The organism is Vibrio sp. 10N.222.49.C9 (assembly GCF_041474985.1).
Taxonomy (GTDB): domain Bacteria; phylum Pseudomonadota; class Gammaproteobacteria; order Enterobacterales; family Vibrionaceae; genus Vibrio; species Vibrio crassostreae_C.
This window is the reverse complement of the sequence record NZ_JBFRVD010000042.1, coordinates 39,471-64,978: the sequence shown is the minus strand read 5'-3', so window position 1 is coordinate 64,978 and position 25,508 is coordinate 39,471. Positions and strand designations below refer to the sequence as shown.

Sequence of the window (25,508 nt, the reverse complement as noted above, 5' to 3'; positions counted from 1 at the left end):
TGCTCTAAGGTTACCGCAAAGCTCAATAAACAAAGGGAATATCCATTATTCCTGTACAAGCGCTATTTAAACTTTCTGGCGACGTAAGGGCGTGGTTTGTCTCGATGAATTTCACGTTGAGCAGCAATCGCCCTGTTCTTACCTAACCCAACCTTTATCTGATACCAAGTTTCGCAGAATACAGCCATGCCCGGGCTTGACCACCAAGTCTTGTTGTAGAGCTTCTTGTTAGCAGCGACGACATCTGGCGACCGATTCGCACACTCAAGTGCCAACGCATAGGCTTCAGCGTAAGGATCTTCGGCAATCTTGGTCACCAACCCATATTCTTTAGCGGTTTCACAGTCGATCACTTTGGCCGTCATCGCCATTTCAAGGGTGTGATCTTTACGCATCAGCTCTCTAAAAGCGATAGCGCCTCCCATGTCTGGAATCAGACCCCACTTTGCTTCCAATATAGAGAAGTTCGCATCCGGGCTAGCAATTCTAAAATCACCCCCACTGACCAATTGCAGGCCGCCTCCCCAACAACGACCATGAATCGCAAAAATGACAGGGCATGGAATATCTCGCCAACCCAATGAAAAGCGTTGTGCAGCGTTAGGCAATGTCGGTAGCCATTTAAACAAGAGCTTCATCGCCCCAGATTTACTGGTTAATAGGGACTTAACATCAAGCCCTGAACAAAAATCAGAACCCTCACCTTTTACTATTACGGCACGAATCTCGGTGTTCTTTTTCAGCTGAGTCACCATGTTATTCACGCCTTGAAACATTGCCATATCAATAGCATTGAGCTTATCGGGTCGATTCAACACAACCGTCGCAATTTGGTTTTCATCGATAGAACAAGTAATACGATCGAGGTTTGGCATGGTGGCTACCTTATCAGTGGTCAGACCTTTAGGTTATACATTTTATTAACATATGCCAAACTTGCACATTAAGAAGCGAGACCTGTGTTGCTTAACGTCTTTCCCTTTACACAAACGACATCAACAAAAAAGCAGTGATGGATCGCTCCATTCACTGCTTTTCATCCGTAGCTTTTATCGCCAATGGCTTTGATTGCCAGTAGCTTTGATTAGCAATGGCTTTCGGTCATGAGCAAAACCTATGTTCTTCGAGATTTCAGTAGCAAGAAGATAAAGTAGCTGCCAACAATAATGGAAACTAACGTCCCTGCCGCAAGCTGCGCTCGGAACACTACCACTTGCCCTAAGCAGTCAGAAAATAGCATATATTCTGGTAACTTAAACCAAAGCGCTGAACATTAAAAAGGCCATTGAAATTCATCATTTCAATGGCCTTCTCGTTCCTACTAGCCAGGCAGCTAGCTAATTACCTAAGCAACTAACTGAGCTGAGACTCTCTCGCTTCTTGGCTACTGAAACCACGCAAAATGTTAAACAGGGTAATCAATGTGAACAGCATGATAACGAGCGATAAATGCCACGCTTCCCCTAACCCTAACTGAACCAGGCCCATACTCACCATTGAAGACACCACCATCTGCCCGCCACCAGACATCGCAGCCGCCGCGCCAGCGTTCTTCTTATAAGGCAACATCACTAACGCCTGAGCACAAGGTAACGCAATACCATTACCAAGGATCATCAAGAACTGGCCAAGCATGAGATACAAAGGTTCGAGTGGACAGAAGAACAGCCACAAGGCCGCAGCAACGTGCAATACAGGTGTGCATAACAGAGTTTTCTTGTTACCCAGCATAGGGCGAATACGGTTACATAAGCCTGTTCCGCCAAGCATGCCTAATGCTGGAATCACCGCCCACATTGCGTATTCATCTGACGTCATGCCAATCTGATTTTGCATGATAAACGGCATCACTGACACAGTAGTGATCATCAAGCTAAAGTTAAGCCAACCGATACTCGCAAAGCTCATAAAATAACGAGAAGTGAGTAGCTCTTTATATTGAGAAACCATTCTCTTAGGCGAAGGGATCGCCGAAACCTGAGTGACGGTTTCCTTAAATTTGAACGCTAACACCACCCAAGCTAATGAGACATAGCCAAGTAGCGAGATAAACACCATGCTCCAGCCAAAATGGAAGTTAATGAATCCACCGATAACGGGCGCGATCAAAGGTGTTATAGACGCAACCATAGCAATGTAAGACATCGCCAAAGGCAAGTCTGCCCCACTGAATCTGTCTCGCGTAGAAGCACGAGCAAGTACCGCGCAACAACCGGTTCCTAAGCCTTGCAGGAATCGCCCCATCACCATGCTAGTAAACGAATGGCTGAAGAAGATGATCATCAATAACCCAAGCATGGCAATCAACAAACCGCTTAGCAGTACCTTCTTGCGTCCCAAAGCATCGGAAATAGGGCCATAAATAAACTGGGAAGGGCCAAAGCCTAATAAATACACACTCACCAAAAGCTGGGCTTGCTCTAGCGAGACATCAAAATCTTTTGCGATCCAAGGCAAAGAAGGAAACACCAAGCCCATACTGAGCTGCCCGATACTGATGACCAAGCACGCAAGTAAGATCGATTTAAAATCAAATCCACGACTCATCGTTTAATAAGTCCGTTCGAAGAAAAATCGTGCGTATCTAACTCACAACATAAAAACTGAGAAAATAGCGAAAATGCTGCTGGTGAGTTGTTCATAATGCTCCGACGGGATCAAATAGAGAAAGGCACAGTAAACATACGTGAGCTTGTATAATCATACAATAGGCGTTCAACTAAATATGTGAATAGTCACTTTTCAGCAACCTCGGCTTTCCGCCAATCGGTCACAAGCGCTAGACTAACACTAGATGCTCATAATCAAGGGATTTCAATGAACACTCATCACCGTATTTTTTCATGTGCTTTGGCGCTGCTTGCCTCTGGTCCTATAACGTCAGCCTTTGCATGGCAGGCAGAGAAGATCACCGACGGACTCGTGATCCCTTGGGGGCTGGCTTATGTCAACGATAAGTCCATGTTAGTCACAGAAAAATCAGGCGTCATTAAACATGTCGATTTAAAAACAGGCGATCAAAACACACTGTTCAGGCTGCCCAATGTATGGGCGAAAGGCCAAGGTGGATTATTGGATATCGCACTCTCCCCTTTTGAAAACGGAAAGTTCTACGTCACTTACAGTAAAGACGTCGATAGTGAAGGCGTAACGACACTGGCTTCTGCTAATTACAGCAATAATGAAGTCACCAATTGGACAGATGTGTTTGTATCTAAATCTAGAACGGACACCGGACGTCACTTTGGTAGCCGTATCACCTTTGATGATAGCCACCTGTATTTTTCAATCGGCGACCGTGGTGATCGAGACAACGGCCAAGACACCATGACTCACGCCGGATCAATATTACGACTGAATGCCGATGGAAGCACACCAAGCGATAACCCATTCACGGATAACAACAAAGTGCTCAATGAAATTTGGAGCTTTGGCCATCGTAATCCACAAGGTCTGTATTACGATTTCCCGACTCAAAAGCTTTGGTCGATTGAACACGGCCCTCGCGGTGGTGATGAAATTAACCTAATAAAAGCGGGTGCCAACTATGGGTGGCCTGTCACCTCACACGGAAAAGAGTATTGGGGCCCTATCAGCGTTGGCGAATCGGAAACCAAAGATGGTATTGAAGCGCCAAAAAAAGTCTATGTTCCTTCAATCGCTCCGGGCAGTTTGCTTGTTTACCAAGGAGACAAATACCCAGAGCTGAAAGGCAAACTGCTGGCTGGCGCACTAAAACTTACTCACATCAATATTGTGACAGTCAATGAACAAGGTGAGGCAATCGAGGAAGAACGCATTTTAGAGGACTTGGGCGAAAGGATAAGAGACATCGAAACTTCACCAAACGGAGACATCTTCTTCAGCACTGATAATGGCAACCTGTACCGCTTGAAAAAGTAGCCGAGACCTCGTTCAAGTAAAGGCACTTACCTTACAACGACATTTATAAATATAAGCCGTTAAAAGTGGGCTCAACGCCCAGTTAGCGGCTTTAAATTTGCAAAAATGAATGCGCTAAAACAGTGCATTTACTCCAAATTCGTCATCAATTTCGACCACCTTTTTCACAAAAACTACAACAAATCACCATACAACTGTAACTCCATGATATTTAAGGAATGCAAAGTTTGACTACCCCCAAGTTTCTGCAACCTTTCCCTATGTATTCGATTGACTATCCCCTGATTTGATTTAGACTCGTTCCCGGCTAGAAAGAAAGTTCTTTGTATATAAACATTTCGTTGGATTACTAGTAACCCCGTTGTGTTGTACGCAATAGCAATAAACTTTTCCGCGCTATCAGTGCCACAATTGGCTCAAAATAAAAATTTAATTTTAGGATATCATCATGTCTAACACAGTTACTGGTACAGTAAAATGGTTCAACGAAACTAAAGGCTTCGGCTTCATTCAACAAGAAAACGGCCCAGACGTATTCGCACACTTCTCTGCTATCACTGGCGACGGTTTCAAAACTCTTGCTGAAGGCCAAAAAGTTGAGTTCGTAGTATCTCAAGGTCAAAAAGGCCCACAAGCTGACAGCATCAAAGTACTTTAATTTAGTATTTTAAAGCTTTCTAAAAATAGCCAGCCTCTGCTGGCTATTTTTTTACCCGCTATTCAGAGATTTAAGGTAATATTCCCCTTCACTATTTCTACCTAAGACACCCTCTCAATGGCTCTTAAACCGACAATCTATAAGTTTCACTAAAATACGCCACTCCCCGCCTTACCTAGTAATAGCCACATACACCATTACTTTCAAATACTTAATGCGAACAACAACCTAGAAGAACTTTAATAAACTGCTATAATCCTTGAACCTTGGTACACCTTTTGTACCCCTCAAATCACCCTTTTGGTACACCTCAGAGGCACACGTTCATGGCATCTTATAGTATTGAAAAGCGAACTCTAGCGAGCGGTGAATCTCGCTACAAAGCCACCGTTACCGTGAAACATCGAAGCAAAATTGCTCAACGTTTTTCCAAAACTCATAAGAAGAAAACGCTCGCTACTGCCTGGGCAAAAAATGAAGTCCGAAAGATAGACGAAGGTGAAACTCAAGACCGTTCTGTACCCATTGGCCAGCTGCTAGACATGTTCATTGAAAACAAAAATCTCTGGGACAATACTGGCCGATCTAAACAAACCGTATTAAAAATGCTCCGTGATTGTGACATAGCAAAAATCTATTCCGATGAGCTAACAACTAAAGACTTGATTGAGCACTGCCAAGATAGATGCAGTACGGGAACGAAGCCCTCTACCGTCTATTCCGACATCTATTATTTACGTTCGGTATTCAAACGAGCTAAACCTGTATTCAACGTTGCCGCGAACGTGAACACATTCTTAGAAGCAACGCCTATTCTGTATGAAATGAAACTCATCGGTAAATCAGAGAAGCGAACAAGGCGCCCTACTACCGATGAAATAGACCTGTTAAAAGAAGCACTAGAAGAGCGCGAGCAGCGCAGGGAGAACAAAATCCCCTACTCCATGCTTCTAGACTTCAGCATCCTGAGCTGTATGAGAGTAAGCGAAGTTTGTGGTATTCGGTGGGAAGACTTAAACGAAGAACTTAGAACAGTGATCGTACGTGACCGAAAAGACCCACGTAAGAAAGAAGGCAACCATATGGTCGTTCCTCTGCTTGGTGAAGCATTTGATATTGTAATGAGGCAAGAGCGTAAAGGTGAACTGATATTCCCATATAACCCACGCTCAGTTGGCCGAGGCTTCGTTGAAGTGTGTCAAAAGGTTGGGATTGATAACCTGCGCTATCATGACCTACGCCGTGAAGGTGCAAGCCGTTTGTTCGAGAAAGGCTTTACCATTGAGGAAGTAGCTCAGGTAACTGGCCATAGAAACCTAAACACCTTGTGGCAAGTTTATACCCAGCTATTCCCGCATAAATTACACGAGCGTAAGATATGAAAAAAGCCGCTAAAAAAAGCGGCTTACAATTTAGTTAAGGTTTAGACAACTATCGCTACATATAGAGAAAAACAAATAACTCTTTCAGCATGTAAATCAAAGCAATCCCCATAAACGCGCCCGAAATCTCGTAATAGTACTTTTCAAGCTTCTTCCAAAACGAGCTTGTCTCGATTTCATAGTAATAAGCTTGATCAATACGAAAGAGTAATTGGTAGCAACGCTGACGAAACAATGCACGCTTAGTAATAATGTCTTTAATATCAAATTGCATCAACGCATTCAATGGTGATTTTAGGTCTATATCTTTCGGAACTTTTGCTGTAACCAAGTACTTTTGCACATCACGCTCAACAATTTGAATGTGCATATAGTAGATTGCACCTCGTTCATCTTCCGAAAGTGATGCATCCTGTAGTTCATCATTTTTAGGTAAATGTTCAAGCCGCTGTATTACATTCAAACGAACATTCGACAACTCATTCCTTGCTAGGCTCCGTTTATAAATCACCACAGCTACAAACAAACCAGTTACCGTTGCAGCTAATGTTATTAGGCCGATGCCATTGGCGGTTAAATTAAACATTTATAACTCTGTAGTCCCATCTCTAGTAGGATCTGGTTCGTAGCCTTCAGGTTCAGTTCCGAAAACAGCCTGTTCAATTGAACGCTCTACCAAAACCTCAACTTGATCAGTTTCTTTGGGATATAAAAAACTAATCTTATCTCTTAGCTGTTCCTTAGTAAGGTATGACTTTCGAATAATGCCGCCAATTGCCTCGTTAATAAATGAAGGAACGTACAAGGTTTCCCCTCTGAAGTCGATGACAAGCTTATCAACTTGTTTATCTTCTATAACAGGACGAATGTATTGTTCCCTAAATATTTCCCCGGAAGTCTTTTCACTTCCTGGAGCATCAAATCGATACCGCCCGTAAGGCATATCGCTAAATTCTTTTATAACACTAATTATTTTTTTCATCGTTATAAGCTCCATTGGATCAATGTTCCATCAATTGAGTTATGCAGCGAATGGACTTCTTCAATATCACCCGCTTCATACTCCTCATTGTGCTTAGAATAATAATATAAACCTCTTCCACTAGAAATAAACAAAAAGCTATCTTTTTCATTTTTAATCAGAGCTTTGATACTACCACTTCCTTTTCCATGTTTATCTTTTGTAGTCTTCGAAAGGTTTTCAGACATTGCAGCTCGAATTAAAGCTTCATCAGAATATGATGATGCAAACCGTCTAGTGTCGGCAGTTAACGTCGGTGGTAATTTAGACAAATCATCACCAGTCACCATGTAATAGCTTTCAATAATCTTCATAAAATCAATCTCACTATTCTTTATCGAATAGGGGATACCTACGCCTTTGTCGTAGATTGCCATAAAGAGCTTGTCATCAATCATGTCACAACAAAACCACCAATGTTTACATTCATGGGGCTCTTCTGGATAAGCATGCCTACCAACATTGTCTAGCGTCTCCATGATTGCAACCCCCAATTCCCGACTCCGATTTGTAAAATCATCGTCATCTTTATCTAAGTAAAGCTCTACTAGATTCGCATGTATCTTCCTAGATAAAGCAATAACAATACTATTATTCCCTTGTATTACTGGTGACAACTTGTCATCAAGCATTGTCAACCTATCTTCTGATGACTTAAAATCACCTGAAGATTTAATGTTACGATTAACGACTTCAGATTTATCTGAATACACTACATTGATCTTTTTGCCTTTTTTACTAGTATCCACGAATGAATAAATGACAAGAAGAGCTGTAGCTTTCAAACTTTTTGTCTCTTTAAAAGAAATTGTAACTTCATTTGAGTTTGACAGCGCAATCCTCAATCTTTCTAGAAACAGAGCATTCTCATCATCAAAGTTGCTATCAATAATGTCAACATGGGTAGGAGCTAAGATTATTGGGTTATTTTTTGGGATAAAGCGACTAAAAGGTAATTTCACCTCTTTTTTCTGATACCGCTTCTTTCTGGGTGCTTTTTTGGCGGGCATACTTTTATACTCTACACAGTCTGCGGACAGCCGTTAATTTGGCCGTGAATGATGTATGTCGGAGCGCTAATGCATCATAGGTAATTTGCCATGCATCGCAGATTGTTATCGCTTTCACTCTAAATCACCGCCTTCATGACGGTGGTAACAACTTTCCCGATTACCGCGAACTCGTTGAGTTTCTCCTCATTCACGATAAACGAATCATATTCTTCTTTGTTGTCTGAGATGACGCTATAGCCCTCAGCCATGATGTCGTACTTCAGGCGTTTTATGTAAACGTGCTTTCCAATGCGAACAACATAGACACCATGCTTTACTGGGTGATCGAGTTCTCGGGTATCGACTAATACTTCATCGCCATCACTCAAGGTGTCTTCCATTGAGTCACCGTGGCAAATGATGATACGAGCATCTTCTTCTGTCAGACCGAAACGCCTTAGCCATAAGCATGGTAGGAATTCAGTCCTGAGTTGGTACTCGGTATCGTTTTGAGCACCAAACCCACAAGAAGCATAAACGTTGTACACAGGTACAGCGCACATATCGCCTATTTGAGAAGTGGCTTTTACAGACTTAACATTTGAAAGCTCTGTGACATTGTCATCGGTATTCCGAGAAGTTCGGTTAGCTTTACTGCTGCCAACATCTACTTGCCCTACTGACATATCGGCTGGTGTAGAAACTACGCTAGGTTCGGTTAAAGCTAATAGATACTTGGCCTCTGCTTCATCCGTAACGTATTTATCGATCACCTGTTTTTTTACATCAGGATGAAAGTTAGAAATATGGAACTCATAGGCATTATTGGATTTAGCCGACTTTCGCTTAGTCCAGCTATTTCTTTTAGCTTTTTGACTAACCCCTGTTATGGAGTTTGCCATTCCATCTAGTCCAACTAGTTCAGAACTACTAAACCACTCTTTCAAAACAAACACCCTCAAATAAAAGAAACCAAAAAAAGATCAAATCTATATTAAACAATTTCAATATAAACATTGACACTCACTAGTATCTGAAGCTTAATCAACTCAAACAAACTTAAACACTAGGTTTATCTTAATTGTATTTCAGACGAACTAAGATAAACACCGATTAAAAGTCATATATACCATATTCAGGATGTGGTGTAACGAGGGTAAATCCATGAATACGCTACCGAAGCCAAGATCTATAACACGCACAATGTTTTTTGACATGTTCAATACACCTGTCGTGCAAGTAAAGGACATCTGTGAGTACTTTTTAGATATGAAGTACGAAACAGCCAAAATGAAGATACGCAAACACGAGTTCCCTCTTCCTGCTTTTCAATCTCATGAACCAACAGCAAACAATGCTGGTACTAAAGCACCATGGTTTGTTCACGTTGATGATTTGGCTGAGTTTTATGACCGTAAACGAGCTGAAGCAAAAAAGGAATGGGAGTCAATTTATGGTCAATTTAGCCGTCATTGATATCCACCTTCGAAGCTAACCACTTTTCTTATGTTTCATAGTGAGTATCAGACATGGAAGTGAACCAGACAATGTGCGTCTTTTTAGCGGATGTACAAGAACAGTACAACGAAGCATGCAGCTTGTTTCGAGCACGACACCGTAACGAGCTAACAGACATAGCTAAAGCCTGTGGCCTTCGTTCAAACATGTTGCGTAACAAGCTGAATATCGAGCAACCGCACGTACTTTCTTTACCTGAAATGATGGCAATTTCTAAAGCTACGGATGACTACGTAATTTTAGAAGTTGTACTTCGCCAGTTAGGGCTAGTGACCGCTCATATTCCTGAAGGTGAAAGAGAAACGTTTATCAAACGTGCTCTAGACAACTCTGTGATTGCAGGAGAAATCTCTCAGCTTGCGTTAGACACGGCAGGCCAAAGAGCCCTGCCTCGCTCAACTCGAAACTCAATTATCAAAACGGCACAAGCTGGCATTAGCAACTTGGTGCTACTCATCAACGACCTAGAAGACCGCACAAGTGGTGCACACCCTTTCTTATGTATGGGTGTGGACTTGCTAGCCAACGGTGCGCCTTTACCCGGTCTCACTTAATTACGGGGTGTAATTATGAAAAAACCATTTATCGCGATTCAAATCAATTCATTAGAAGAAGCACTCAACATCGAGAATGTTGCGGCACTCGCTATCACCAAATATCAAACGAACGAAGTGGAAGGCCAAGAGCAACTACAGAATAACTTGATCGCAATGTGGCGCGGCATTCATAAACAAGCGGGTGACGCTCTCGACCAGTTCAAGGTTTGCCAGGAGGAATCACGATGAAAGCTCTACTCAAAACCATCACTTCAGGTGAAGACAAAATTTATGTCTACGAAGCTGGATATGTAGAAGGCGTGAAAGCTGCTCAAGCTTATTTAGCAGGCCCTGACGGATGGGGAGCTTCTATGTACTTCCCTTTGTATAAGGTCGAAGACTTCGCTCAAAACCAAACTCAGATTGCCAAGTTCCTTGAGCTTGCCAAAGAGAAACTCGGGATGGAGGCAGAACCATGCAATACGTACCTCACCCGAAACTAATTTTTTAGGAGCAATGACGTCATGAGTAATCTCGAAAATCACCTCTTTGAACAATCATTTGAACTCATTGCACAGCGCTTTAGTTCAAGTAACACAGAACAACAGCATGAATTGCTATGCCAATTAGATGCAATTGCTAAGAAGCAAACACCCATTGAAACGCATCGTTCTCAAGCTGACGTATTAGCCGATATTAAAAAGGCAATGGAAGGTGAACGTGCTCGTTTGTTTTTCGGGCATTCATTTCCTAGTTGGTATCGCAACGGTTCGATCGAACAAGTTTCACAGCTTCACCACTGGACGAGCTTAGATATGGGTAACCGCCACCTGTTTCTTGAAATGCTTGGTCTACGTGACCTAGGCCACTTTGATGATGAAGCGTTATATCAATTCGAACAGTTTTGTTTGTCAGCTGTGGGAGCGAACTGATGCTGAGTTATATAGCGGTAACTTTGAACAGCGGTGGCGGCGTGGTTCGTCACGCTGAAACAAATGAGGTAATGAACCTTCACTTAGGCGAGTTTGATACGCCAAAACTTGCAATTGAGTCAGCATGTGAGGCGTTGAACTGCGAACACGTTATGAATGGCGTGATCATAAAGGGCAATCAAACTGGCGGCCACATGATTATGGACACACAGGAGTTTAGCGAATTATGAGTGACGTTACTTTTAGACCAGCTAAATCGACGGCTGACTTGCCTATCACTTCTCCAATACATAAGCCCTGCCCTGATATGGCAGGAATGGAGAATCCAGATCCAAAGAAACGAGAGCGAGCGCGCTTTTTAGTGTCGAAGTTGCGCGAAAAACACGGCATTAAAAAGCGTGTTAAGGGCAACTCTCAGCCAATGAATTATGTGTGTAGTGAAAAAGGGTGCGCTGAACCTTGGGGCTCGGTAAGTAATGCGAATCCAGGGGATGTGAAGCAGTAAGCGATGAAGATCGAAACTCTGTACCATGTGGCCGGAGCCGTCCGGCCTATTGATGAAGTTAAAACTGCTAATGCCAGCTATGAAGCTGGTTTTTTAGGTTCTAAAATTCCTCACTACACAGAATACGAGCAACAATTGCTCGATTCTGGCGTGGTTAAATCTCTTCCTATTTACGACCGTGTTTTTAATCAAAAATCAAAACACGTTACAGATGTTAAGTTGGCAACTGAACATTTCAAAAGGCTAAATTCACACTCCAAACCCGACCGCGAAGCGGCGGCCGAAAGGCCGGAGACACTAGGCTTGTCCAAGGGCGCAAAAGTCCGACACGAGAAACAGCGCTTAAAGTTGGCTCGAATCAACAAGCGTGTGAAGGTTATTGGGCAGCCCATTGGCACCAAGACAGAGCTTGATAGCCGAATGGGCCATGAAAGCTTTGATGCGTTATACGCAAGTACAGAGCGAAATACCGCGCGAGTATTGCCACTGAAGCATGAGAAAAGGCCCCCTTTCGAGAGGAAGCTCTCCCCTATCTCTCTTCAACTGCAAAAACGAGACTGGTCTGGGCAAATGCGCGCTCAAATTGTTACCCAGACGCCCGCAGGAAATGCACCCGAGGCTAATTCGGGTACTCGTTATACGGAAAAGCTAACACCAAAGAGCGTTTCTAACATGTTCGAGAGCGGTGCATATGTTGCCCAATGCCATGAAGGGTTTACGACATTTCTGACTTTGACTTTTACACCGGCACAACGTCACGCCATTTTTGGCGCGATGGATGAAGGTATCGATGCTGACGGCCCGTTTACTCCAGTAGAGTTTGAACGAGATACAGGTGATCTTATTCCTGGCAAAGATGGCTTGTATACGCGGCTACCAAAACAACCTTTCAAAATCATTAAACCACTCGATACCAGTATTGGGCGCGAAACTTCCCGCTTTCTCGATGGCAGCAAAAAGATGTTTCACCGAGGTTGGTACACAGAAGATGGTGACTACGTTTCTGGGCAGTTCAAAGCGAAGCCTTCACCCTTCGGCCCTGATAGAGAGAAAGCAGATTTTCATTATATGTGGGTAGCCGAAAGCCCCATGAATGAAGACGGCGAACCCAACCCACACGTTCACCTGTTGTTGAAGTGGACGGTCGATAAAAAGCATTTCAAAGACTGGGCCAAACGTTTGGAATCTCTATGGGGTCATGGCATGGCTCACATCGAAAGAATTAGACAGCCCAAAGCAGCCAGTACTTATCTCATCAAAGCGGTTGGCTATGCGGCCAAAGGTAATAACGCAGACCAGGGTTTAATTAAGGGGAATCGCTACAGCATAGCGAGGGTCTCACGCGCACCAAGTTGGGAAACTCTTGCCTCGTTTGAAGCTGACAATATTACGGCTGTTATCCGTGAATTGGGTTACAAGCTTGAGCAGTGGAAAAAGCCTTTGCTGCGAACTATCTCACGTATCAATAAGCAAAAAGCTCAAACCGTGAAAGCGTCGAGTATCGCCAAGCAACAAGGCAAGCCTGAAGATCACCTGAAAAAACTTCAGTCGCGAATTATTCGCTTAGAACATGCGGCCAAGAAAACCACACAGCAAATGAAGTCACGGCAAATGCACGCTTCTAGTGGTAACCGGTTCTCAATAACTTTTGACGGTGATGAAGCCAAAGAACGGATGGATAACTTTTTAATGTGGGCAGCTGGCGCTAGAGGTTGGTCGATGACTTGTCGTGATATCGATTGTAGCGATTTAAAGCAAGAAGCCGATGAAACTTATCAAGCGCAATATCATCACTTTTTAGAACGGCGAGCTTATTGGCGATCGGTTCTTGGCGAACCTTACATACCCGAAGAACCCGATGAGGATGAAGTGAGTTATTGGCAAAGTGCCAAAGCAGATTATTTAGAAGGGAGATTACAATAATGCTAGTGACATGCCCAAAATGTGAAAGCAAAACTCGTATTGCGACCTCGCGTTCCATCAGTTCAGAAACGCGAGAGCTGTACTGCCAATGTTTAAACCTGAATTGCGGAAAAGTGTTTGTAGCGCATACGTCGTTCTCGCACTTCATTGAGCCAACAGGTCAGAAGCCAAGCTCAGAACTACAGCCCGAGCTGTGCAAAGGTGATGTGAACCAAATCGATATATTTGAATCAGAACAGCCAAGTACTTAAAACAAGCAGTCTAGACTACGGATATTTTGAATAAATGAACCTTATTCCTAAAAAGCGCCTTGATGCTTTGCTTGAAGTGTTCTCAAAAAGAGATATGCCAGAACAAACTCGCAAAGCCGTGAAGCTGGTGTTCGAGTCTGGCTATTCTTACGAGCTGGCTTCACTAAGAACTGGCGTATCAAGCAAGCGCGTTTCATTGGCCGTGCGCAAGCTAAACCAAATGGATGAGATCTTACTGAAGGCATATAGGGTGTGATGATGAATAGAAACTCAATGGATTTATACTTTACCCAAGAAATAAAGAGGCTTACTTAAGTAAGCTCCCAAAAATTTTTGATAGTCTTGTATTCTGGAGACCCAGTGTTGCTAGCTATATCGCGTAGTTGATACAACAGATATTCTGTGGAAACTCCGATTTTCATATCAGGGTCTTGAAGATATTTATCACAAATGTCATGTAGATCAGCCATGCTTTGAATTAATGGCTTCTGTGCTACTTTGCTTCCTTGTTGTTCATTTACTTCAGCTTTGTTAGAGATAAATCCAGCTGTTGGAATATCGGTTCGGCATATGCCAACGAATTCTGGCTTACCACCTCTTTCTACCCACCTAAAAAAACCAGTAACAAGAATGTCATCCTTTGCTAAGTCTCTTATCTTGTTCTTTTTGATGCTTGATTCTTCAGCGAGTTCCCTTGCCATACCATACCTAATCACACCTAAGAGATCGTCAGAGCCTGAATTTGAAATGTCATTCCAGTCTAAGGAGCCTGAACCTGTAGAGACTACGCTGTTAATACTTATTTGAGCGTTGCTATTTTGAATCCAAAAAACCAAATTGTTATCCGCAGTAAGAGCCAGCAAAGTAACGCCTATGTGATTGGAAAAACCTGATGATGCTATGTCTATAAGTTCCCCGTCTACTTGAGGGATCATGTTGTTAAAATTTACTGTAGTGTCAATGTTTGACAGGACTTTACCGGATGCTTCATTGGTGAGTAATGAACAATAATATGAAGTTTTACCTAGATGAATCAGACCACGTTTTGGGTATACATTACTCATCAAAGCTACTTTTTGTTCATTGAACAAATACCCTTGAGCTTGTGCCTTGTAGATTAGAAAATCAGTCAGTTTGCTTCGGCTTTCACTCCACCTTTTGAGTGTTCTTTTTTCGAAGTCTTTATGCAGTTCGAATCCCAAATCTATTTGGTTTATTAAATCTACATTGATTCCATTTGAATGAGATATTTTAGAACTACTTGGTAGCGTTTCAATTTCAAAGGCAGGAGTTTTGTCAGTTTTTAAGTTTTCTAAGAAACCAATAAATTCATCGGAGTTATTACAGTTAGTGTATTGCGACTCCAATTGACCTACATAGCTCAAGAAATTCTGTGACAATAGAACGGTTATACTCAAGTATGTTGTAGAAATGGCAATTATGGCTGGTATCAGCGAAAAAGCAGGAAATAGAGTTAACAACACACATAACACGAATAAAAAAATCGCAATTCGACCATGTGAGCTCAAGTGCTTGTGTTTGTAATACAGTACGGATAGGTTTTCTTGGAAGTGAAAGCGCACTAGGAACCTGCTTGAATTTTATTAAGTCATTGTTTATAAGAATCTATCATGGATAGTTGTATTAGGTGACCATATTTGTGGGATTTGAAAAATTTCTGTGAGATGAATAAAAGGAAATTACCCAATATGGACTATCTACTGTTACTCAATGAAACTGAGATTTACAAAGTTTACTGAAAACGAACGATCACGATCTTCGACGATCTCTAAATCCCCCATCTAAAACAGCCCTCGATGTAGATACATCGGGGGCTGTGCTCCAATACAACTACCGAAATGAAATGCGGTTCTAAGATCGCATAATTGCAGTGTGGAATTTTGGTGTGGAGGGGTGGGTGAGTCCGAACAGGGCCTGAGCGCCCTACTCCATCACTCATTTTATTCTCGCTGCCTAATTCTGATTTTCTTCTGTAGTTGGTGGCTTTTTGATGTGGGAACGACAGTACGAGCACGCTAGATGGAATGGGCTTAAGCTCAACATCCTCTCGACCGCCTTTGATGGTGGTAAGCGCTTGCAAGTCAGCGAAATCCCCTACTCTGACCTACCACACATCAAAGTCATGGGAACAAAAGCCCGTACATACACAATTGAAGCGGTGTTCGTTGGTTCCAGTTCTCTGGCTGATGCTAATGCCCTCATTGAAAACCTAGAAGCAACACCAACTGGCGAGCTAGAGCATCCTTGGTTGGGTGAGCTGGCGCTTGTCTTTGAAGGCGTATCTCAAAGCATCAGTACCAAGAAAGGCTTGGTCACGCTGAGTCTGAAGTTTGCTCGCGCTGGCTCTTCCCCTTCAATCACTGCTCCTACTTCAGTTCGTACAAAAACGCAGGCCAACATAGTCGAGAGCTTATCGAAACGTTCTTTCGTAAAAGAAGTAAACGGCTTGGATGTATCAGACATTCACAGAGTTCAGAGTGATGTCACCAGCGCATTGAACGTGTTGGTCGACATCACCAACCGTTTGAACCTTGAAGATGAAAACCTTCAAGACATTAACTACGCCATCAATAAAGCATTTTCGGCAGTGAGTAGCCTCAGCACCAACCCAACTGAGTTCGCTGACCTATTTTCTGCGTCAGTGAATGCGGTGGCCGATGGTGTTCAAGCTGAGCCTAATTCAAGTAATGAAGCGGTAGATAATTCACGCAGTGCTCAAGCTTTACTACTAGGTGAAGTGAAACCGGACACGCCAACTCAGCACCACAATGTACAAATGGTGACGGGCGCAGTGAAGATGAACAAAGACATCACACACCTAGAGAAAGGCGACCGTTTTGATATTACGCAGTCGGCTAAGCAGCCTGAAACCATCAATAATGATCTATCTACGTTGATTGTCGGTATCGATGAGCGCATCAAAGAGACCACCCAAGTATCGACGCTTGAAAGCATTGAGTTGTTCGACGCAGTCACGACATTAAAAAGTAATGTAAAGGTTCAGCAGGATAAGGTGGTCAGCGGCACTGCGCCTCATAGAACGGTGCAATCACCACGCTTTCAATCCGCGCTGACGATTGCGCACGATGAGTTCACTCAAGAAAAAATCATCACCAAAATGAATGCGCTGCAGCACCCGCTCTTCATTCGTGGTGACATTGCCGTGAGGGATGTGTCATGAATACGCTAACGATGCACATTGATGGCAAGCCGCGCACCTTCTATCAAGCGAATATCAACTACTCCATTGAACAGCTGGCCCACACGTTCAGCTGCTCAATTGAGCCTATGAGTATTGAAAGCCCGTTATCGGTCGAGTTCTTCCTTAACGACAAGTCGATTCTGATTGGTCAGATTGATGGTGTGTATCCCAATACCGATCCAAGCGCTCACGCTGTTTCCATTTCTGGCCGCTCGAAGAGTGCCAACATGATTGATTCACGCATCACGATGGATGCACTTTATAACTTGAACGTGGAAGAGCTACTTCGCCATGTCGCCAAGCCATATGGTTTGAAAGTGAAAAGCCTGGTGAAGAGTATGCCGGTCATCCCCGAGTTTCAGATAAATGCCGAATCACCGGTAGAGAACGTGGCGCAGCTCATTCGAGAGCAAGGCTTTATGTTGGTTGAGCGCAATGGCATGTTGATCATTGAAAACACCGCGCATGCAACTATCAGCAACATTGGCCTAGAAACGGGCAACAACATCGACAGCCTGAACATCAAGCGCACCTTCAATCAGCAATTTCACACCATTGATGTGCAAGGCCAGTGGGATGACGCAAGCTCACAGGTCGTCAATCCAAACGTCGATAGCTCACGCACCATGGTGATCACCTGTGACCAATTACAAAACCGAGAAGCTTGCCTGTCTCGTGCTAAATACGAGCGCAACCTCGCCATTGCTCAAAGCCTGACAGCATCAAGCACAATTGCCGACATATTCCCTGAGTTGGCCATTGATGGATTAAACCGAGTGATTCGAGTCGCTGACCAAGAGCAAAGCTTCAGTGAGATGTTGGTGATCAAGTCGCTTGGCCTATCAGTGTCTGAAAGCTCTACAGAAACATCGGTTGAGCTGTTTAGGCCGTTTAAGGAGCAAAGCTATGTCTAGTGCTCTGCAGCAACAACAGCGATTAATGGCCAGAATCAAAAACGTAATTGGTACCGGCACTGTCACAGGGGCAACCACAGGCCGGCTACAAATCAAAACCGCGACAGGCCGAACCAACGACAAGATAAAACGCGTGCACAACTACGGGTTTATGAGCCGTCCATTACCAGGGGCGAAAACTTACAACCTGTTCATTGGTGGAACCACATCTCGCGGCATTACCGTGAACGTAGAAGACGAACGTCACCAAATAGAGTTACAGCCTGGTGAAGTCGCGATGCTCGATGACAAAGGCAACCTTGTTCATTTTACGCAACAAGGCATCAAGATAAACGCCTGCGCAAAGTTAGAAGTGATATCCGCGCAAGAAACCACAGTGAACGCAACGGCTGTGAACGTTACTGCACCTAAGTCCACGTTTTCTGGTGATGTAGAAATAAGCGGTAATCTGAAAGTCACCAAGAACGCTGATGTGACCGGTTCTGTGGGTGGCGCATCCGGTACGTTCGGCGGTGTCAAAGTTGAAAAGCACGACCACGACTACACAGACGACGGGACAACCAGAACCACCAAAGGGCCAAATAAAGGATGAGCCATTTCAATTTAACCGCCCTAACGGCACCACTCAGCTCTAAAGAGGGATTAACACACGCTGTTTTACAGAGTGTTTATAACTACGCCGAATCCACTCAAAACGATCGCGCCCGTATGGCAAGCAATGAGCGTGGCGGCACTTGGAGCCATGAGTTGATAAGCGTAGTCGGCTCTCGTGACTGGACACTCAAGCGAGCCAAGCTCACAGACGAAACGCTCAGCCTCGCTAAACGGTTTTGTGAAGAGTCGCTCGCTTGGCTCATTACAGACGGCCTCGCTAAAGCGGTTGAGGTGTCAGTATGGCGAGAGAAGCCAAATCAGATGGGTCGTAATGTGATGATCACCCTAACCGATGGCTCTCAGTTTGATGTTCCACTTTCAAAGGTTAACCAATGAGTACACAACGAAGCCTAGACAGTCTGATTGCTCGCGCAGAAGCCAATCTGGTATCTGAAACAGGGCAAAACAACCCCGCAACCAAAGCGATAGCCGCTGCCATTGCTGGTGTCAGCTATGGGCAATATGGTTATCAAGATTTGCTGTTCAGGCAGCTGCACCCTGAAACCTGCTCTGAAGAGTGGTTATACCTACACGCCAATCGCCATAAAGCCCCTCGATTGCTGCCCACGTTCGCAACGGGCCGAGTCCAGTTCACTGAACTGGGTGGCACGGTGGTAATCAAAAAAGGCACCCGTTTAACGCATGCCAATCACGAGTACGAAACCACCAAAGAACAATACAGCAACGTCCCCGTTGATGTCATTGCACTTGAATCTGGCGTAGATAGTAATCTTTCCGAAGGTGCGGTGCTTACGTTAAGCGAAGGACTAAGCGGTATTGACCCAAACCGTGTGCTTTCACTTGGCATTGGCGGAGGCGCCAATATTGAAGAATTAGAACACTGGCGAGCGCGTGTCATCGTAGCATTTGAAAAGAACGAGCTGATTGGCAAAGCGACGGATTACGAAGTGTGGGCGGTATCGGCTCACTCGGATGTGGATTTTTCTTGGGCGCTTGATAACACCCCACAGCGAGGCATGGTTGAAGTGTATATCGGTGCGCGAGAAAACAACCCAACGTTAAACGCTGAAGTGGTCAAGTTAGTGCAAAACACGTTTGAACAAAATCGGCTTGCAGGTTGCCACCCATTGGCTCACCTACCAGAGCAAGTGCCACTTAATATAGAGATCCAAGGCATTGAAGACCAAGTGGTACGTGACGATGTGGTCACTGCACTCGAAAACTTAGTGAAAGAGAAAATGGGCAACATCGATCCGACAACCCAAAAGCCGGAATCCATCACCAATACCGAAATTGTTTTAACTATCTCTACCGTGACCAACAACTTTATTGTTCGCTCTCCGGTTGGAGAAGTCGCCATTAACAACAATCAGATACATGTATTAGGAGGTGTGACGTGGACACCTCCGACTTAATTATTGAATACAGTGCCGGAGATTTTGGAGGCGCCTATCGAGGGCTATTACCCAAAGGCGAATATTGGCAAGACACCGAGAACCTAGAGCTTGCCAACACCATCCAAGGCATTGCCAAAGACTTCAAGCAAACCCATGACGAGCTTGAACTGTCCCTATTAACTGAGTTTGAAGAGCAGCAATTTGGTTGGAAGATTTCAGACTATCAACGGCTCTTGATGACAATGGGTTCAAACGGTGTCGTGTATGACGAGGTCGCAAGCCCAAACCTCATCAAAATAGACCTGTATAGCTACAACAATGACGCGGCTTTTAAAGCACTAGAAGAAAAACGACTGCCTCACACAGAGTTTCATTGGATTTATCCATTAGCCGGTCGTGTCGCTGCTAATCAAAATACTGCAATGACGTTTACTCCTGAGTTTAACCAAGAACTGTCGATTAACGCCAACGCGCAATATCTATGTACCACAGCTATTACTTGGCTGCTAGAAATAGGAGATGACTCGTGAACCAATTACAAGCGATCCCAACAACGCATGGTTTGAGCATATTAACCAGTTCGCTCAAATCCACCATAAAGCAATTTAAACTACTGGGTAATATTGGACCTGAATCGGCTGATGTATATGAATTCTACAGCTCTACTATTCACGCCAGTTACTATGATGAAAATGGCGTCCTAACATTTGAAATGCGTTTACCAACCGAAACCCATTTTGATGAGTACATGTATAAGGTTCACATCGTTGATGATACGAGCGCTGTAGTCATTGAGTGTGTGACGCCGAAAGTCGCACTGCCTAAAGGTATAGGGGGGATATTGACGTTGAAATCAACGGTCACGGGCAGCCCTGGTGATCTTGTTTTCCAAAACAGTGACTTTCTTACTGAAACCGAATTTATCGCACGTTTTGCTTCTAAGATGCAGGCCATGCCATACGACCCCTCTCGAACTTACTCGACAGGTGAAACCTGCTATACGAAAGATGCTCAGACAGGCGAACTCTCATACTGGCAATGGTATTCAAATGTTGAAATGCTTTCGGGTAAAGATCCACTAGACTCCAACAATCGATTTACTAATTGGTCAGACACAACCAAGCCACCTTATTGGGTCCCTCATGTCTCTAGTGAAATTGGTTCAACCGTTTGGTTTGGCGGCACAATACCGCCAGAAACGATGCTAGTTGAAAATAATCAAGACGTACCTAAAGCGGTGTATTGGCGATTGGCCGCTAAGCGCCCAGAGCTTGTGGTTGGCAATGTGGTTCAACTACGTGAGTCTCAAGGACGTTATTTGCGTGCTGCTGATGGTGCTGAGTACGTTGTAGGGCAAACCCACGAAGATGCGATACGTAATCTAAAAGGTGGCGTATCTTCTGTTTACTCTCCTATAAAAATGGATTCAGGCGTATTAGAGTTGAAAGAGTACGGAAACAGTCCGGCTAAGGTAGGCGTCATAGGTGCTGACCCTGGAGGAAATCATTCCATTGAGTTCGATGCATCTAAGATGGTTCCGACAGCCAATCAAAACCAACCCGTAACGATGATTGAATGGAAGGGGCTAGTGATTTAATGACTCAATATTATTACCAATACGATAAAGTAACCAGGGTTGTCATGCATAAGCCTATTTCTGCTTTCATTGGCTCCAAATTACCACAAGTTCCCCGCGATGCGCTGACTATAGAGCCGCTACAAAAAAAAGAAGGCTTTGTAGTAATAGCTTGTGAATTTGACGAACGTGGTAAGCCATTCCTGACTAAATACATCGAAGATCATCGTGGCGAAATCATTTATGACCAAACGAATTGCAACAAATCGGAAACCGTTACCGAACTGGGTGAAATAAAAGAAGGTTGGACAGAGCTAAAACCTATTACTCAATTTGACGAGTGGATTAACAACGATTGGGTAACCAACCAAAGTAATAAATACATCGCTGAATATAACCAAGTCGACAACGTTCGCCGTGGGCTATACGCTCAGATATGCGATCCCTTAATTGCTGAAGCCAACATTAAGCGCTTACAAGGTTTTGAAGATGATGCACAAACAATAGAGGCTCAAGCCCTAGCTGCCCGTGACAAAATCCAAACAGAAAACCCTTGGCCGACACCGCCTACTAACTAACCTCAACCATATTCAAGCCTAGCTTAACCGCTGGGTTTTCTTTTCCTGCTCTCTGAACTTCTATATCTCGACACTAGAAATGCCATCAGTCCCCTTTAAAACTCAGTTAGATACACTGCTTATGGGGGAACTAATCATCTAGCTATAAGAGAGAAACCAATGAATGAATCAGAGGCAAAGGCACTCGTCGTATCACTACTCGATGTCACTGGCCTAAAGAAAATCTTCGCTTCCATTAGTGCAACCCTAATCAGTTTTGGCGTGAATGACGTACTCCAAGTTTTGTCTGTAGCGGTCGGTATTGGCGCAGGCATCATGGCTATTCGCCACTACGCTATTGCAACCAAACTCAGCCAAGCGCAGTTGGACAAGTTGAACTCAAAAAAAGAGGGTTCAGCATGAGCATAAAAACCAAAGCAATACAGGCGGTAGTGTGCTCAGTGGCCTCCGTTCTTGCTATTGTTTTTACCATTGATTCAGAGCTTACTACCAGTGAGCAAGGCCTTAGCCATGTCGCGAATGAAGAAGGTTGCAGACTCAAACCCTACCAATGCAGTGCCGATGTTTGGACTGCAGGGCTTGGTCATACAAGCGGTGTTACACCACAGATAGTGTTAACCGAGCAACAAGCGGCTGAGTATTTTGTTGAAGATATCTCAGCTGCCGAACAAGTGGTAAACAAACACATCAACCAAACCGCTAGCCAGGGCGAATACGACATGATGGTGAGCTTTGTCTTTAACCTTGGCGCCGGTAATTTCACGCGCTCTACCTTACTGAAGAAGTTTAACCAAGGTGATCATCAAGGCGCTTGTAACGAGTACCCAAGATGGGTGTTTGTGAATGGTAAAGACTGCCGACTCAAGCAAAGCAACTGTGCCGGTATTCCTAAACGCCGAACCAAAGAACAACAAGTTTGTTTGAATGGGTGGTGATCATGCTAAACCAATATCTAACTTTGTTTAAAGCCATCGCCTTTGCTGCTGCTCTTAGCGGTGTCGCTTATTGTTCGTATGACTACGGCGTAACCACCACTGAGGTCAAAGCCTTAAAAGCGCAAAATGCCCTATGGGACAAAGTAGAGCAAAAACAAAACGAGGCTTTTCAGCTCGCCGTAAAGCTCGCGAACCAAAAGCCAGATATTCGAATTGAGTTTCGAGAGATAGAAAAAGAGGTGATCAAGTATGCTCAACAGAACAGTGATAAGCAGTGCGTTGTTAACGATCCTGACTGGATGCACATCCGCGCCCAATCAGTGCAAGCGCATAATCGAGCAATCGGTATTCAGCAACCCTCCACCGTCCCTGATGGTGCCGCCAAAACCGCTACAGGTTACGAGCGAGACGCCGAAGTCTTAGCGGAAGATGTGGCGAACCTACAAACCTGTGCTGAAAATGCCCAACAGTTGCTATCATTACAGTCGTGGATCCAAGCATTTAAAACACAGTGATATACATATCTAGTGAAGGACTCTGCTTGTTCTTACGATGGGAATAATCGGTATCTCGACGTTAACTAAGCTTATTGTGTCTTGCCTTATTCTTCCTTATCTCTACAATGCGACGAACTCTTATTTATATTATAGTGAATTTTATGTTGTCTTATCGTAGGGAGCTTGATGGGCTTCGTGCTTTAGCTGTTATTGCTGTGATTATCTATCATGCCAAGCTGGAAATATTTGGTTTTCAGATCTTTCAAGGCGGATTTTTTGGTGTTGACGTTTTTTTTGTATTATCAGGATATTTGATTACTGGAATAATACGTAGTCAAATGGATAAAAACACATTCTCATTTCGGGAATTCTACTGGCGTAGAGCTAAGCGGATCGTACCAGCTCTCGTTACGATGTTATTGGCAACGTCAGTATTAGCCTACCTCATCTTACCGCCAAGTGACTTAGTCACTTATGCTAAATCACTTCAATCAGTCTTGTACTTTGGCTCAAACCATTTTTTTTATGGTGAAGATAGCTATACAGCCGCAGCTAATATATATAGCCCTTTGCTCCATACTTGGAGTCTATCAGTTGAATGGCAGTTCTATGTTGTATTTCCATTGATAATTTGGGGTGTAAATAAATTATCTCATCAACACCTATTTGGTGTGCTGCTTGTTTTAGCACTATTCTCATTACAAGCATCTCACTTTATAGTTAAAGCTGCCCCTGATATGGCTTTCTATCTTCTTCCCACAAGAGCATGGGAGTTGATATTGGGTGGCTTAGTTACTTTTTATAACCGACAAAATATTGAAAATACAATAAAAGGTAGCTTTACAGCTTTTGCACACCAATCTTTACCTGTCATTGGATTATTCCTTGTTGTCCATTCAATGATTTTCATTGGCCATGAAGTTGATCACCCTTCATTTATCACTTTGCTTCCTGTTTTAGGTACTTGTTTGTTCATTATGTTCTCTCACAAAGGTGAGGTTTCCAATGATATTTTATCCCTAAAACCCGTCGTTGCTATAGGTATAATTTCTTATTCTCTTTATTTATGGCATCAGCCTGTTTTCGCATTTTTCAGATGGATTAAACACGATTATTTCCGACCTGAACAATTTATATTATTGTCCGTGATATCTATAATTCTTTCAGTAGCAACATTTTACTTTGTTGAGGTGAGATTTAAGGATAAGATAATAGGGATATATAAGACGGCATCTATTTTTGCTATGTTAATTGCGTGTTTACTATATTCAATTGTTATTATTGATAAAGGTGGGTTGCCAAGTCGATATGGGGAATTATCGAAAGTCATGAATGAACTCAGTGGGTTAGGCCCGAACCGTGATATTCAAACAGATAAAAAGATAGTAGTAATTGGTGATAGTCATGCTGAAGCTTTAATCATTGGCCTGAAGTCAAACTTTCCAAATCATAAAATTGTATCGAAATATGGATATGGCTGCTTAGGCATACCTAATGTTAAAAGGTGGGATAGTTCGGAAAAAAGTTGGATCGAAAAACAGGCTAAAACGTGTAATGAAGATGTAACTCCAGATGTCGCCAATTACATTTCAACCCTTAAGGGTCAAACAATAGTATTTTCTGCTCGCTTACCCTGGTATTTAAGCAAAAAAATGTACGTAAATGAATATGGTGATAAAGAAGGCGGTGATAAAGATGGTTTCACTCCAGACTTTTTCCATGAATCAACAAATTCACTACCTTTAGAAGAAAACATTATTAATGGGCTGACATATTTTGCAAAAAACAACACACTTATTTTAATTTATCCAGTACCAGAAATTGCGATACACATTCCAAATCACATAAACAACCACCTAAGTAAACATATTAGCCTATCCGGAAAGGTAAAAGCTTTCAAAGAGTATGAATATCCGAAAATAAGCTTAAAACACTATATGGAGAGAGCAAGAGATAGTTTTTCTTTATTAGATAAAGTTAAAAGTAAGAACGTAATAAGAGTGTATCCACATAAAACCTTATGTGATGAGAAATATTGTTATACGGATAAAAACAAGCTTCCTTTATATTTTGATGATGACCATTTATCAAAATATGGCTCGGATATTATCAGTCAAGAGATCTCTAGCAAATTACCATAAATTAGTTTTTC

At 43.3% G+C, this 25,508-nt stretch carries 32 protein-coding genes; 25 read left to right on the top strand and 7 right to left on the bottom strand.

Features of this window, described 5'->3' with window-relative positions; translation table 11 throughout:
• Window positions 1-62: 62 nt before the first annotated feature.
• Window positions 63-875 (bottom strand): crotonase/enoyl-CoA hydratase family protein, encoded by an 813-nt coding sequence (locus tag AB4585_RS17965; protein WP_017064440.1) that lies wholly within the window; start codon window positions 873-875, stop codon window positions 63-65.
• A gap of 478 nt (window positions 876-1,353) precedes the next feature.
• Complete coding sequence (locus tag AB4585_RS17960) at window positions 1,354-2,547, bottom strand: multidrug effflux MFS transporter (protein WP_136976044.1); 1,194 nt, start codon at window positions 2,545-2,547, stop codon at window positions 1,354-1,356.
• Between the two features lie 270 nt (window positions 2,548-2,817).
• Here AB4585_RS17960 and AB4585_RS17955 point away from each other — a divergent pair, with 270 nt between their 5' ends.
• The 3 genes from AB4585_RS17955 (at window position 2,818) to AB4585_RS17945 (ending at window position 5,943) form a co-directional block, all read left to right on the top strand.
• Window positions 2,818-3,903 (top strand): PQQ-dependent sugar dehydrogenase, encoded by a 1,086-nt coding sequence (locus tag AB4585_RS17955; protein WP_372083477.1) that lies wholly within the window; start codon window positions 2,818-2,820, stop codon window positions 3,901-3,903.
• A 448-nt stretch (window positions 3,904-4,351) separates the two neighbouring features.
• Window positions 4,352-4,561 (top strand): cold-shock protein, encoded by a 210-nt coding sequence (locus tag AB4585_RS17950; RefSeq protein ID WP_010430417.1) that lies wholly within the window; start codon window positions 4,352-4,354, stop codon window positions 4,559-4,561.
• Window positions 4,562-4,887: 326 nt separating this feature from the next.
• Complete coding sequence (locus AB4585_RS17945; protein ID WP_372147007.1) at window positions 4,888-5,943, top strand: tyrosine-type recombinase/integrase; 1,056 nt, start codon at window positions 4,888-4,890, stop codon at window positions 5,941-5,943.
• A 55-nt stretch (window positions 5,944-5,998) separates the two neighbouring features.
• Here the strand turns inward: AB4585_RS17945 and AB4585_RS17940 are convergent, their stop codons facing one another.
• The 4 genes from AB4585_RS17940 to AB4585_RS17925 form a co-directional block, all read right to left on the bottom strand.
• Window positions 5,999-6,529 carry a hypothetical protein gene (locus AB4585_RS17940; RefSeq protein WP_372170487.1) on the bottom strand — a complete coding sequence of 177 codons (531 nt, stop codon included), beginning with the start codon at window positions 6,527-6,529 and terminating at the stop codon, window positions 5,999-6,001.
• Window positions 6,530-6,925 carry an STAS-like domain-containing protein gene (locus tag AB4585_RS17935; RefSeq protein ID WP_372170485.1) on the bottom strand — a complete coding sequence of 132 codons (396 nt, stop codon included), beginning with the start codon at window positions 6,923-6,925 and terminating at the stop codon, window positions 6,530-6,532.
• Window positions 6,926-6,927: 2 nt separating this feature from the next.
• Window positions 6,928-7,974 carry a hypothetical protein gene (locus tag AB4585_RS17930; protein ID WP_372170483.1) on the bottom strand — a complete coding sequence of 349 codons (1,047 nt, stop codon included), beginning with the start codon at window positions 7,972-7,974 and terminating at the stop codon, window positions 6,928-6,930.
• Window positions 7,975-8,093: 119 nt separating this feature from the next.
• Window positions 8,094-8,903 (bottom strand): S24 family peptidase, encoded by an 810-nt coding sequence (locus AB4585_RS17925; protein ID WP_372170481.1) that lies wholly within the window; start codon window positions 8,901-8,903, stop codon window positions 8,094-8,096.
• 268 nt (window positions 8,904-9,171) lie between these two features.
• Here AB4585_RS17925 and AB4585_RS17920 point away from each other — a divergent pair, with 268 nt between their 5' ends.
• From AB4585_RS17920 to AB4585_RS17875, 10 genes are read left to right on the top strand one after another with little or no spacing between them, the layout of a single operon-like run.
• Window positions 9,172-9,432: a pyocin activator PrtN family protein gene (locus tag AB4585_RS17920; protein WP_231900688.1), complete on the top strand. Its 261-nt coding sequence runs from the start codon at window positions 9,172-9,174 to the stop codon at window positions 9,430-9,432.
• A gap of 53 nt (window positions 9,433-9,485) precedes the next feature.
• Window positions 9,486-10,028, top strand: a complete 543-nt coding sequence (locus AB4585_RS17915; RefSeq protein WP_102461690.1) for a phage regulatory CII family protein — start codon at window positions 9,486-9,488, stop codon at window positions 10,026-10,028.
• Window positions 10,029-10,043: 15 nt separating this feature from the next.
• Entirely contained in the window at window positions 10,044-10,259 is a 216-nt protein-coding gene (locus AB4585_RS17910) for a hypothetical protein (protein WP_372170478.1), read from the top strand.
• Complete coding sequence (locus tag AB4585_RS17905) at window positions 10,256-10,513, top strand: hypothetical protein (RefSeq protein WP_372170476.1); 258 nt, start codon at window positions 10,256-10,258, stop codon at window positions 10,511-10,513. Before AB4585_RS17910 ends, AB4585_RS17905 begins: the two co-directional genes overlap by 4 nt.
• Before the next feature lie 21 nt (window positions 10,514-10,534).
• Window positions 10,535-10,942, top strand: coding sequence for a hypothetical protein (locus AB4585_RS17900; RefSeq protein ID WP_372170473.1), 408 nt, complete (start codon window positions 10,535-10,537; stop codon window positions 10,940-10,942).
• Window positions 10,942-11,172: a hypothetical protein gene (locus AB4585_RS17895; RefSeq protein ID WP_372170470.1), complete on the top strand. Its 231-nt coding sequence runs from the start codon at window positions 10,942-10,944 to the stop codon at window positions 11,170-11,172. Before AB4585_RS17900 ends, AB4585_RS17895 begins: the two co-directional genes overlap by 1 nt.
• On the top strand, window positions 11,169-11,447 hold the full coding sequence (locus tag AB4585_RS17890; RefSeq protein WP_102291327.1) for a hypothetical protein: 279 nt from the start codon (window positions 11,169-11,171) through the stop codon (window positions 11,445-11,447). The genes AB4585_RS17895 and AB4585_RS17890 overlap by 4 nt, the downstream gene beginning before the upstream one ends.
• Window positions 11,448-11,450: 3 nt before the next feature.
• Window positions 11,451-13,370 carry a hypothetical protein gene (locus AB4585_RS17885; RefSeq protein ID WP_372170467.1) on the top strand — a complete coding sequence of 640 codons (1,920 nt, stop codon included), beginning with the start codon at window positions 11,451-11,453 and terminating at the stop codon, window positions 13,368-13,370.
• Complete coding sequence (locus AB4585_RS17880; RefSeq protein WP_102579380.1) at window positions 13,370-13,621, top strand: ogr/Delta-like zinc finger family protein; 252 nt, start codon at window positions 13,370-13,372, stop codon at window positions 13,619-13,621. Before AB4585_RS17885 ends, AB4585_RS17880 begins: the two co-directional genes overlap by 1 nt.
• A 34-nt stretch (window positions 13,622-13,655) precedes the next feature.
• Window positions 13,656-13,877, top strand: a complete 222-nt coding sequence (locus tag AB4585_RS17875; protein ID WP_102461712.1) for a hypothetical protein — start codon at window positions 13,656-13,658, stop codon at window positions 13,875-13,877.
• A 55-nt stretch (window positions 13,878-13,932) separates the two neighbouring features.
• Here AB4585_RS17875 and AB4585_RS17870 read toward each other — a convergent pair whose 3' ends face one another.
• Entirely contained in the window at window positions 13,933-15,006 is a 1,074-nt protein-coding gene (locus tag AB4585_RS17870; protein WP_372170465.1) for a hypothetical protein, read from the bottom strand.
• A 626-nt stretch (window positions 15,007-15,632) separates the two neighbouring features.
• Between AB4585_RS17870 and AB4585_RS17865 the strand changes: the two genes are divergently transcribed.
• From AB4585_RS17865 to AB4585_RS17810, 12 genes are all read left to right on the top strand, one after another.
• Window positions 15,633-16,823, top strand: a complete 1,191-nt coding sequence (locus AB4585_RS17865) for a DNA circularization N-terminal domain-containing protein (protein WP_372170462.1) — start codon at window positions 15,633-15,635, stop codon at window positions 16,821-16,823.
• The gene (locus AB4585_RS17860; protein ID WP_102371036.1) at window positions 16,820-17,758 is read left to right on the top strand and encodes a phage tail protein; all 939 of its coding nucleotides are present in this window, start codon (window positions 16,820-16,822) and stop codon (window positions 17,756-17,758) included. Before AB4585_RS17865 ends, AB4585_RS17860 begins: the two co-directional genes overlap by 4 nt.
• The gene (locus AB4585_RS17855) at window positions 17,751-18,350 is read left to right on the top strand and encodes a phage baseplate assembly protein V (RefSeq protein WP_108208237.1); all 600 of its coding nucleotides are present in this window, start codon (window positions 17,751-17,753) and stop codon (window positions 18,348-18,350) included. Before AB4585_RS17860 ends, AB4585_RS17855 begins: the two co-directional genes overlap by 8 nt.
• Window positions 18,347-18,748, top strand: a complete 402-nt coding sequence (locus AB4585_RS17850; protein WP_108208238.1) for a phage GP46 family protein — start codon at window positions 18,347-18,349, stop codon at window positions 18,746-18,748. The genes AB4585_RS17855 and AB4585_RS17850 overlap by 4 nt, the downstream gene beginning before the upstream one ends.
• Window positions 18,745-19,788: a baseplate J/gp47 family protein gene (locus AB4585_RS17845; RefSeq protein ID WP_108208239.1), complete on the top strand. Its 1,044-nt coding sequence runs from the start codon at window positions 18,745-18,747 to the stop codon at window positions 19,786-19,788. Before AB4585_RS17850 ends, AB4585_RS17845 begins: the two co-directional genes overlap by 4 nt.
• Entirely contained in the window at window positions 19,770-20,300 is a 531-nt protein-coding gene (locus AB4585_RS17840) for a hypothetical protein (protein WP_372170458.1), read from the top strand. Before AB4585_RS17845 ends, AB4585_RS17840 begins: the two co-directional genes overlap by 19 nt.
• Window positions 20,297-21,367 (top strand): hypothetical protein, encoded by a 1,071-nt coding sequence (locus AB4585_RS17835; RefSeq protein WP_372170456.1) that lies wholly within the window; start codon window positions 20,297-20,299, stop codon window positions 21,365-21,367. The genes AB4585_RS17840 and AB4585_RS17835 overlap by 4 nt, the downstream gene beginning before the upstream one ends.
• A 44-nt stretch (window positions 21,368-21,411) precedes the next feature.
• Window positions 21,412-21,924, top strand: a complete 513-nt coding sequence (locus AB4585_RS17830; RefSeq protein ID WP_372170454.1) for a hypothetical protein — start codon at window positions 21,412-21,414, stop codon at window positions 21,922-21,924.
• A gap of 159 nt (window positions 21,925-22,083) precedes the next feature.
• Window positions 22,084-22,326 (top strand): hypothetical protein, encoded by a 243-nt coding sequence (locus tag AB4585_RS17825; RefSeq protein WP_061016042.1) that lies wholly within the window; start codon window positions 22,084-22,086, stop codon window positions 22,324-22,326.
• Window positions 22,323-22,859, top strand: coding sequence for a lysozyme (locus AB4585_RS17820; protein ID WP_372170452.1), 537 nt, complete (start codon window positions 22,323-22,325; stop codon window positions 22,857-22,859). Before AB4585_RS17825 ends, AB4585_RS17820 begins: the two co-directional genes overlap by 4 nt.
• Window positions 22,860-22,861: 2 nt before the next feature.
• A complete protein-coding gene (locus AB4585_RS17815) occupies window positions 22,862-23,374 on the top strand; it encodes a hypothetical protein (RefSeq protein ID WP_372170450.1) in 513 nt (170 codons plus the stop codon).
• Window positions 23,375-23,517: 143 nt separating this feature from the next.
• Window positions 23,518-25,497, top strand: a complete 1,980-nt coding sequence (locus AB4585_RS17810) for an acyltransferase family protein (protein ID WP_372170448.1) — start codon at window positions 23,518-23,520, stop codon at window positions 25,495-25,497.
• Window positions 25,498-25,508 lie beyond the last annotated feature (11 nt).

Excerpts from the sequence above, each read along its gene's own strand:
- AB4585_RS17845 (WP_108208239.1), top strand. The coding sequence starts at position 18,745 with ATGAGTACACAACGAAGCCTAGACAGTCTGATTGCTCGCGCAGAAGCC.
- AB4585_RS17830 (WP_372170454.1), top strand. The coding sequence starts at position 21,412 with ATGCATAAGCCTATTTCTGCTTTCATTGGCTCCAAATTACCACAAGTT.
- AB4585_RS17920 (WP_231900688.1), top strand. The coding sequence starts at position 9,172 with ATGTTCAATACACCTGTCGTGCAAGTAAAGGACATCTGTGAGTACTTT.
- AB4585_RS17850 (WP_108208238.1), top strand. The coding sequence starts at position 18,347 with ATGAGCCATTTCAATTTAACCGCCCTAACGGCACCACTCAGCTCTAAA.
- AB4585_RS17890 (WP_102291327.1), top strand. The coding sequence starts at position 11,169 with ATGAGTGACGTTACTTTTAGACCAGCTAAATCGACGGCTGACTTGCCT.
- AB4585_RS17900 (WP_372170473.1), top strand. The coding sequence starts at position 10,535 with ATGAGTAATCTCGAAAATCACCTCTTTGAACAATCATTTGAACTCATT.
- AB4585_RS17810 (WP_372170448.1), top strand. The coding sequence starts at position 23,518 with ATGTTGTCTTATCGTAGGGAGCTTGATGGGCTTCGTGCTTTAGCTGTT.
- AB4585_RS17855 (WP_108208237.1), top strand. The coding sequence starts at position 17,751 with ATGTCTAGTGCTCTGCAGCAACAACAGCGATTAATGGCCAGAATCAAA.
- AB4585_RS17875 (WP_102461712.1), top strand. The coding sequence starts at position 13,656 with ATGAACCTTATTCCTAAAAAGCGCCTTGATGCTTTGCTTGAAGTGTTC.
- AB4585_RS17945 (WP_372147007.1), top strand. The coding sequence starts at position 4,888 with ATGGCATCTTATAGTATTGAAAAGCGAACTCTAGCGAGCGGTGAATCT.
- AB4585_RS17860 (WP_102371036.1), top strand. The coding sequence starts at position 16,820 with ATGAATACGCTAACGATGCACATTGATGGCAAGCCGCGCACCTTCTAT.
- AB4585_RS17825 (WP_061016042.1), top strand. The coding sequence starts at position 22,084 with ATGAATGAATCAGAGGCAAAGGCACTCGTCGTATCACTACTCGATGTC.
- AB4585_RS17905 (WP_372170476.1), top strand. The coding sequence starts at position 10,256 with ATGAAAGCTCTACTCAAAACCATCACTTCAGGTGAAGACAAAATTTAT.
- AB4585_RS17950 (WP_010430417.1), top strand. The coding sequence starts at position 4,352 with ATGTCTAACACAGTTACTGGTACAGTAAAATGGTTCAACGAAACTAAA.
- AB4585_RS17935 (WP_372170485.1), bottom strand. The coding sequence starts at position 6,925 with ATGAAAAAAATAATTAGTGTTATAAAAGAATTTAGCGATATGCCTTAC.
- AB4585_RS17865 (WP_372170462.1), top strand. The coding sequence starts at position 15,633 with ATGTGGGAACGACAGTACGAGCACGCTAGATGGAATGGGCTTAAGCTC.
- AB4585_RS17910 (WP_372170478.1), top strand. The coding sequence starts at position 10,044 with ATGAAAAAACCATTTATCGCGATTCAAATCAATTCATTAGAAGAAGCA.
- AB4585_RS17915 (WP_102461690.1), top strand. The coding sequence starts at position 9,486 with ATGGAAGTGAACCAGACAATGTGCGTCTTTTTAGCGGATGTACAAGAA.
- AB4585_RS17895 (WP_372170470.1), top strand. The coding sequence starts at position 10,942 with ATGCTGAGTTATATAGCGGTAACTTTGAACAGCGGTGGCGGCGTGGTT.
- AB4585_RS17930 (WP_372170483.1), bottom strand. The coding sequence starts at position 7,974 with ATGCCCGCCAAAAAAGCACCCAGAAAGAAGCGGTATCAGAAAAAAGAG.
- AB4585_RS17820 (WP_372170452.1), top strand. The coding sequence starts at position 22,323 with ATGAGCATAAAAACCAAAGCAATACAGGCGGTAGTGTGCTCAGTGGCC.
- AB4585_RS17960 (WP_136976044.1), bottom strand. The coding sequence starts at position 2,547 with ATGAGTCGTGGATTTGATTTTAAATCGATCTTACTTGCGTGCTTGGTC.
- AB4585_RS17940 (WP_372170487.1), bottom strand. The coding sequence starts at position 6,529 with ATGTTTAATTTAACCGCCAATGGCATCGGCCTAATAACATTAGCTGCA.
- AB4585_RS17815 (WP_372170450.1), top strand. The coding sequence starts at position 22,862 with ATGCTAAACCAATATCTAACTTTGTTTAAAGCCATCGCCTTTGCTGCT.
- AB4585_RS17880 (WP_102579380.1), top strand. The coding sequence starts at position 13,370 with ATGCTAGTGACATGCCCAAAATGTGAAAGCAAAACTCGTATTGCGACC.
- AB4585_RS17955 (WP_372083477.1), top strand. The coding sequence starts at position 2,818 with ATGAACACTCATCACCGTATTTTTTCATGTGCTTTGGCGCTGCTTGCC.
- AB4585_RS17965 (WP_017064440.1), bottom strand. The coding sequence starts at position 875 with ATGCCAAACCTCGATCGTATTACTTGTTCTATCGATGAAAACCAAATT.
- AB4585_RS17885 (WP_372170467.1), top strand. The coding sequence starts at position 11,451 with ATGAAGATCGAAACTCTGTACCATGTGGCCGGAGCCGTCCGGCCTATT.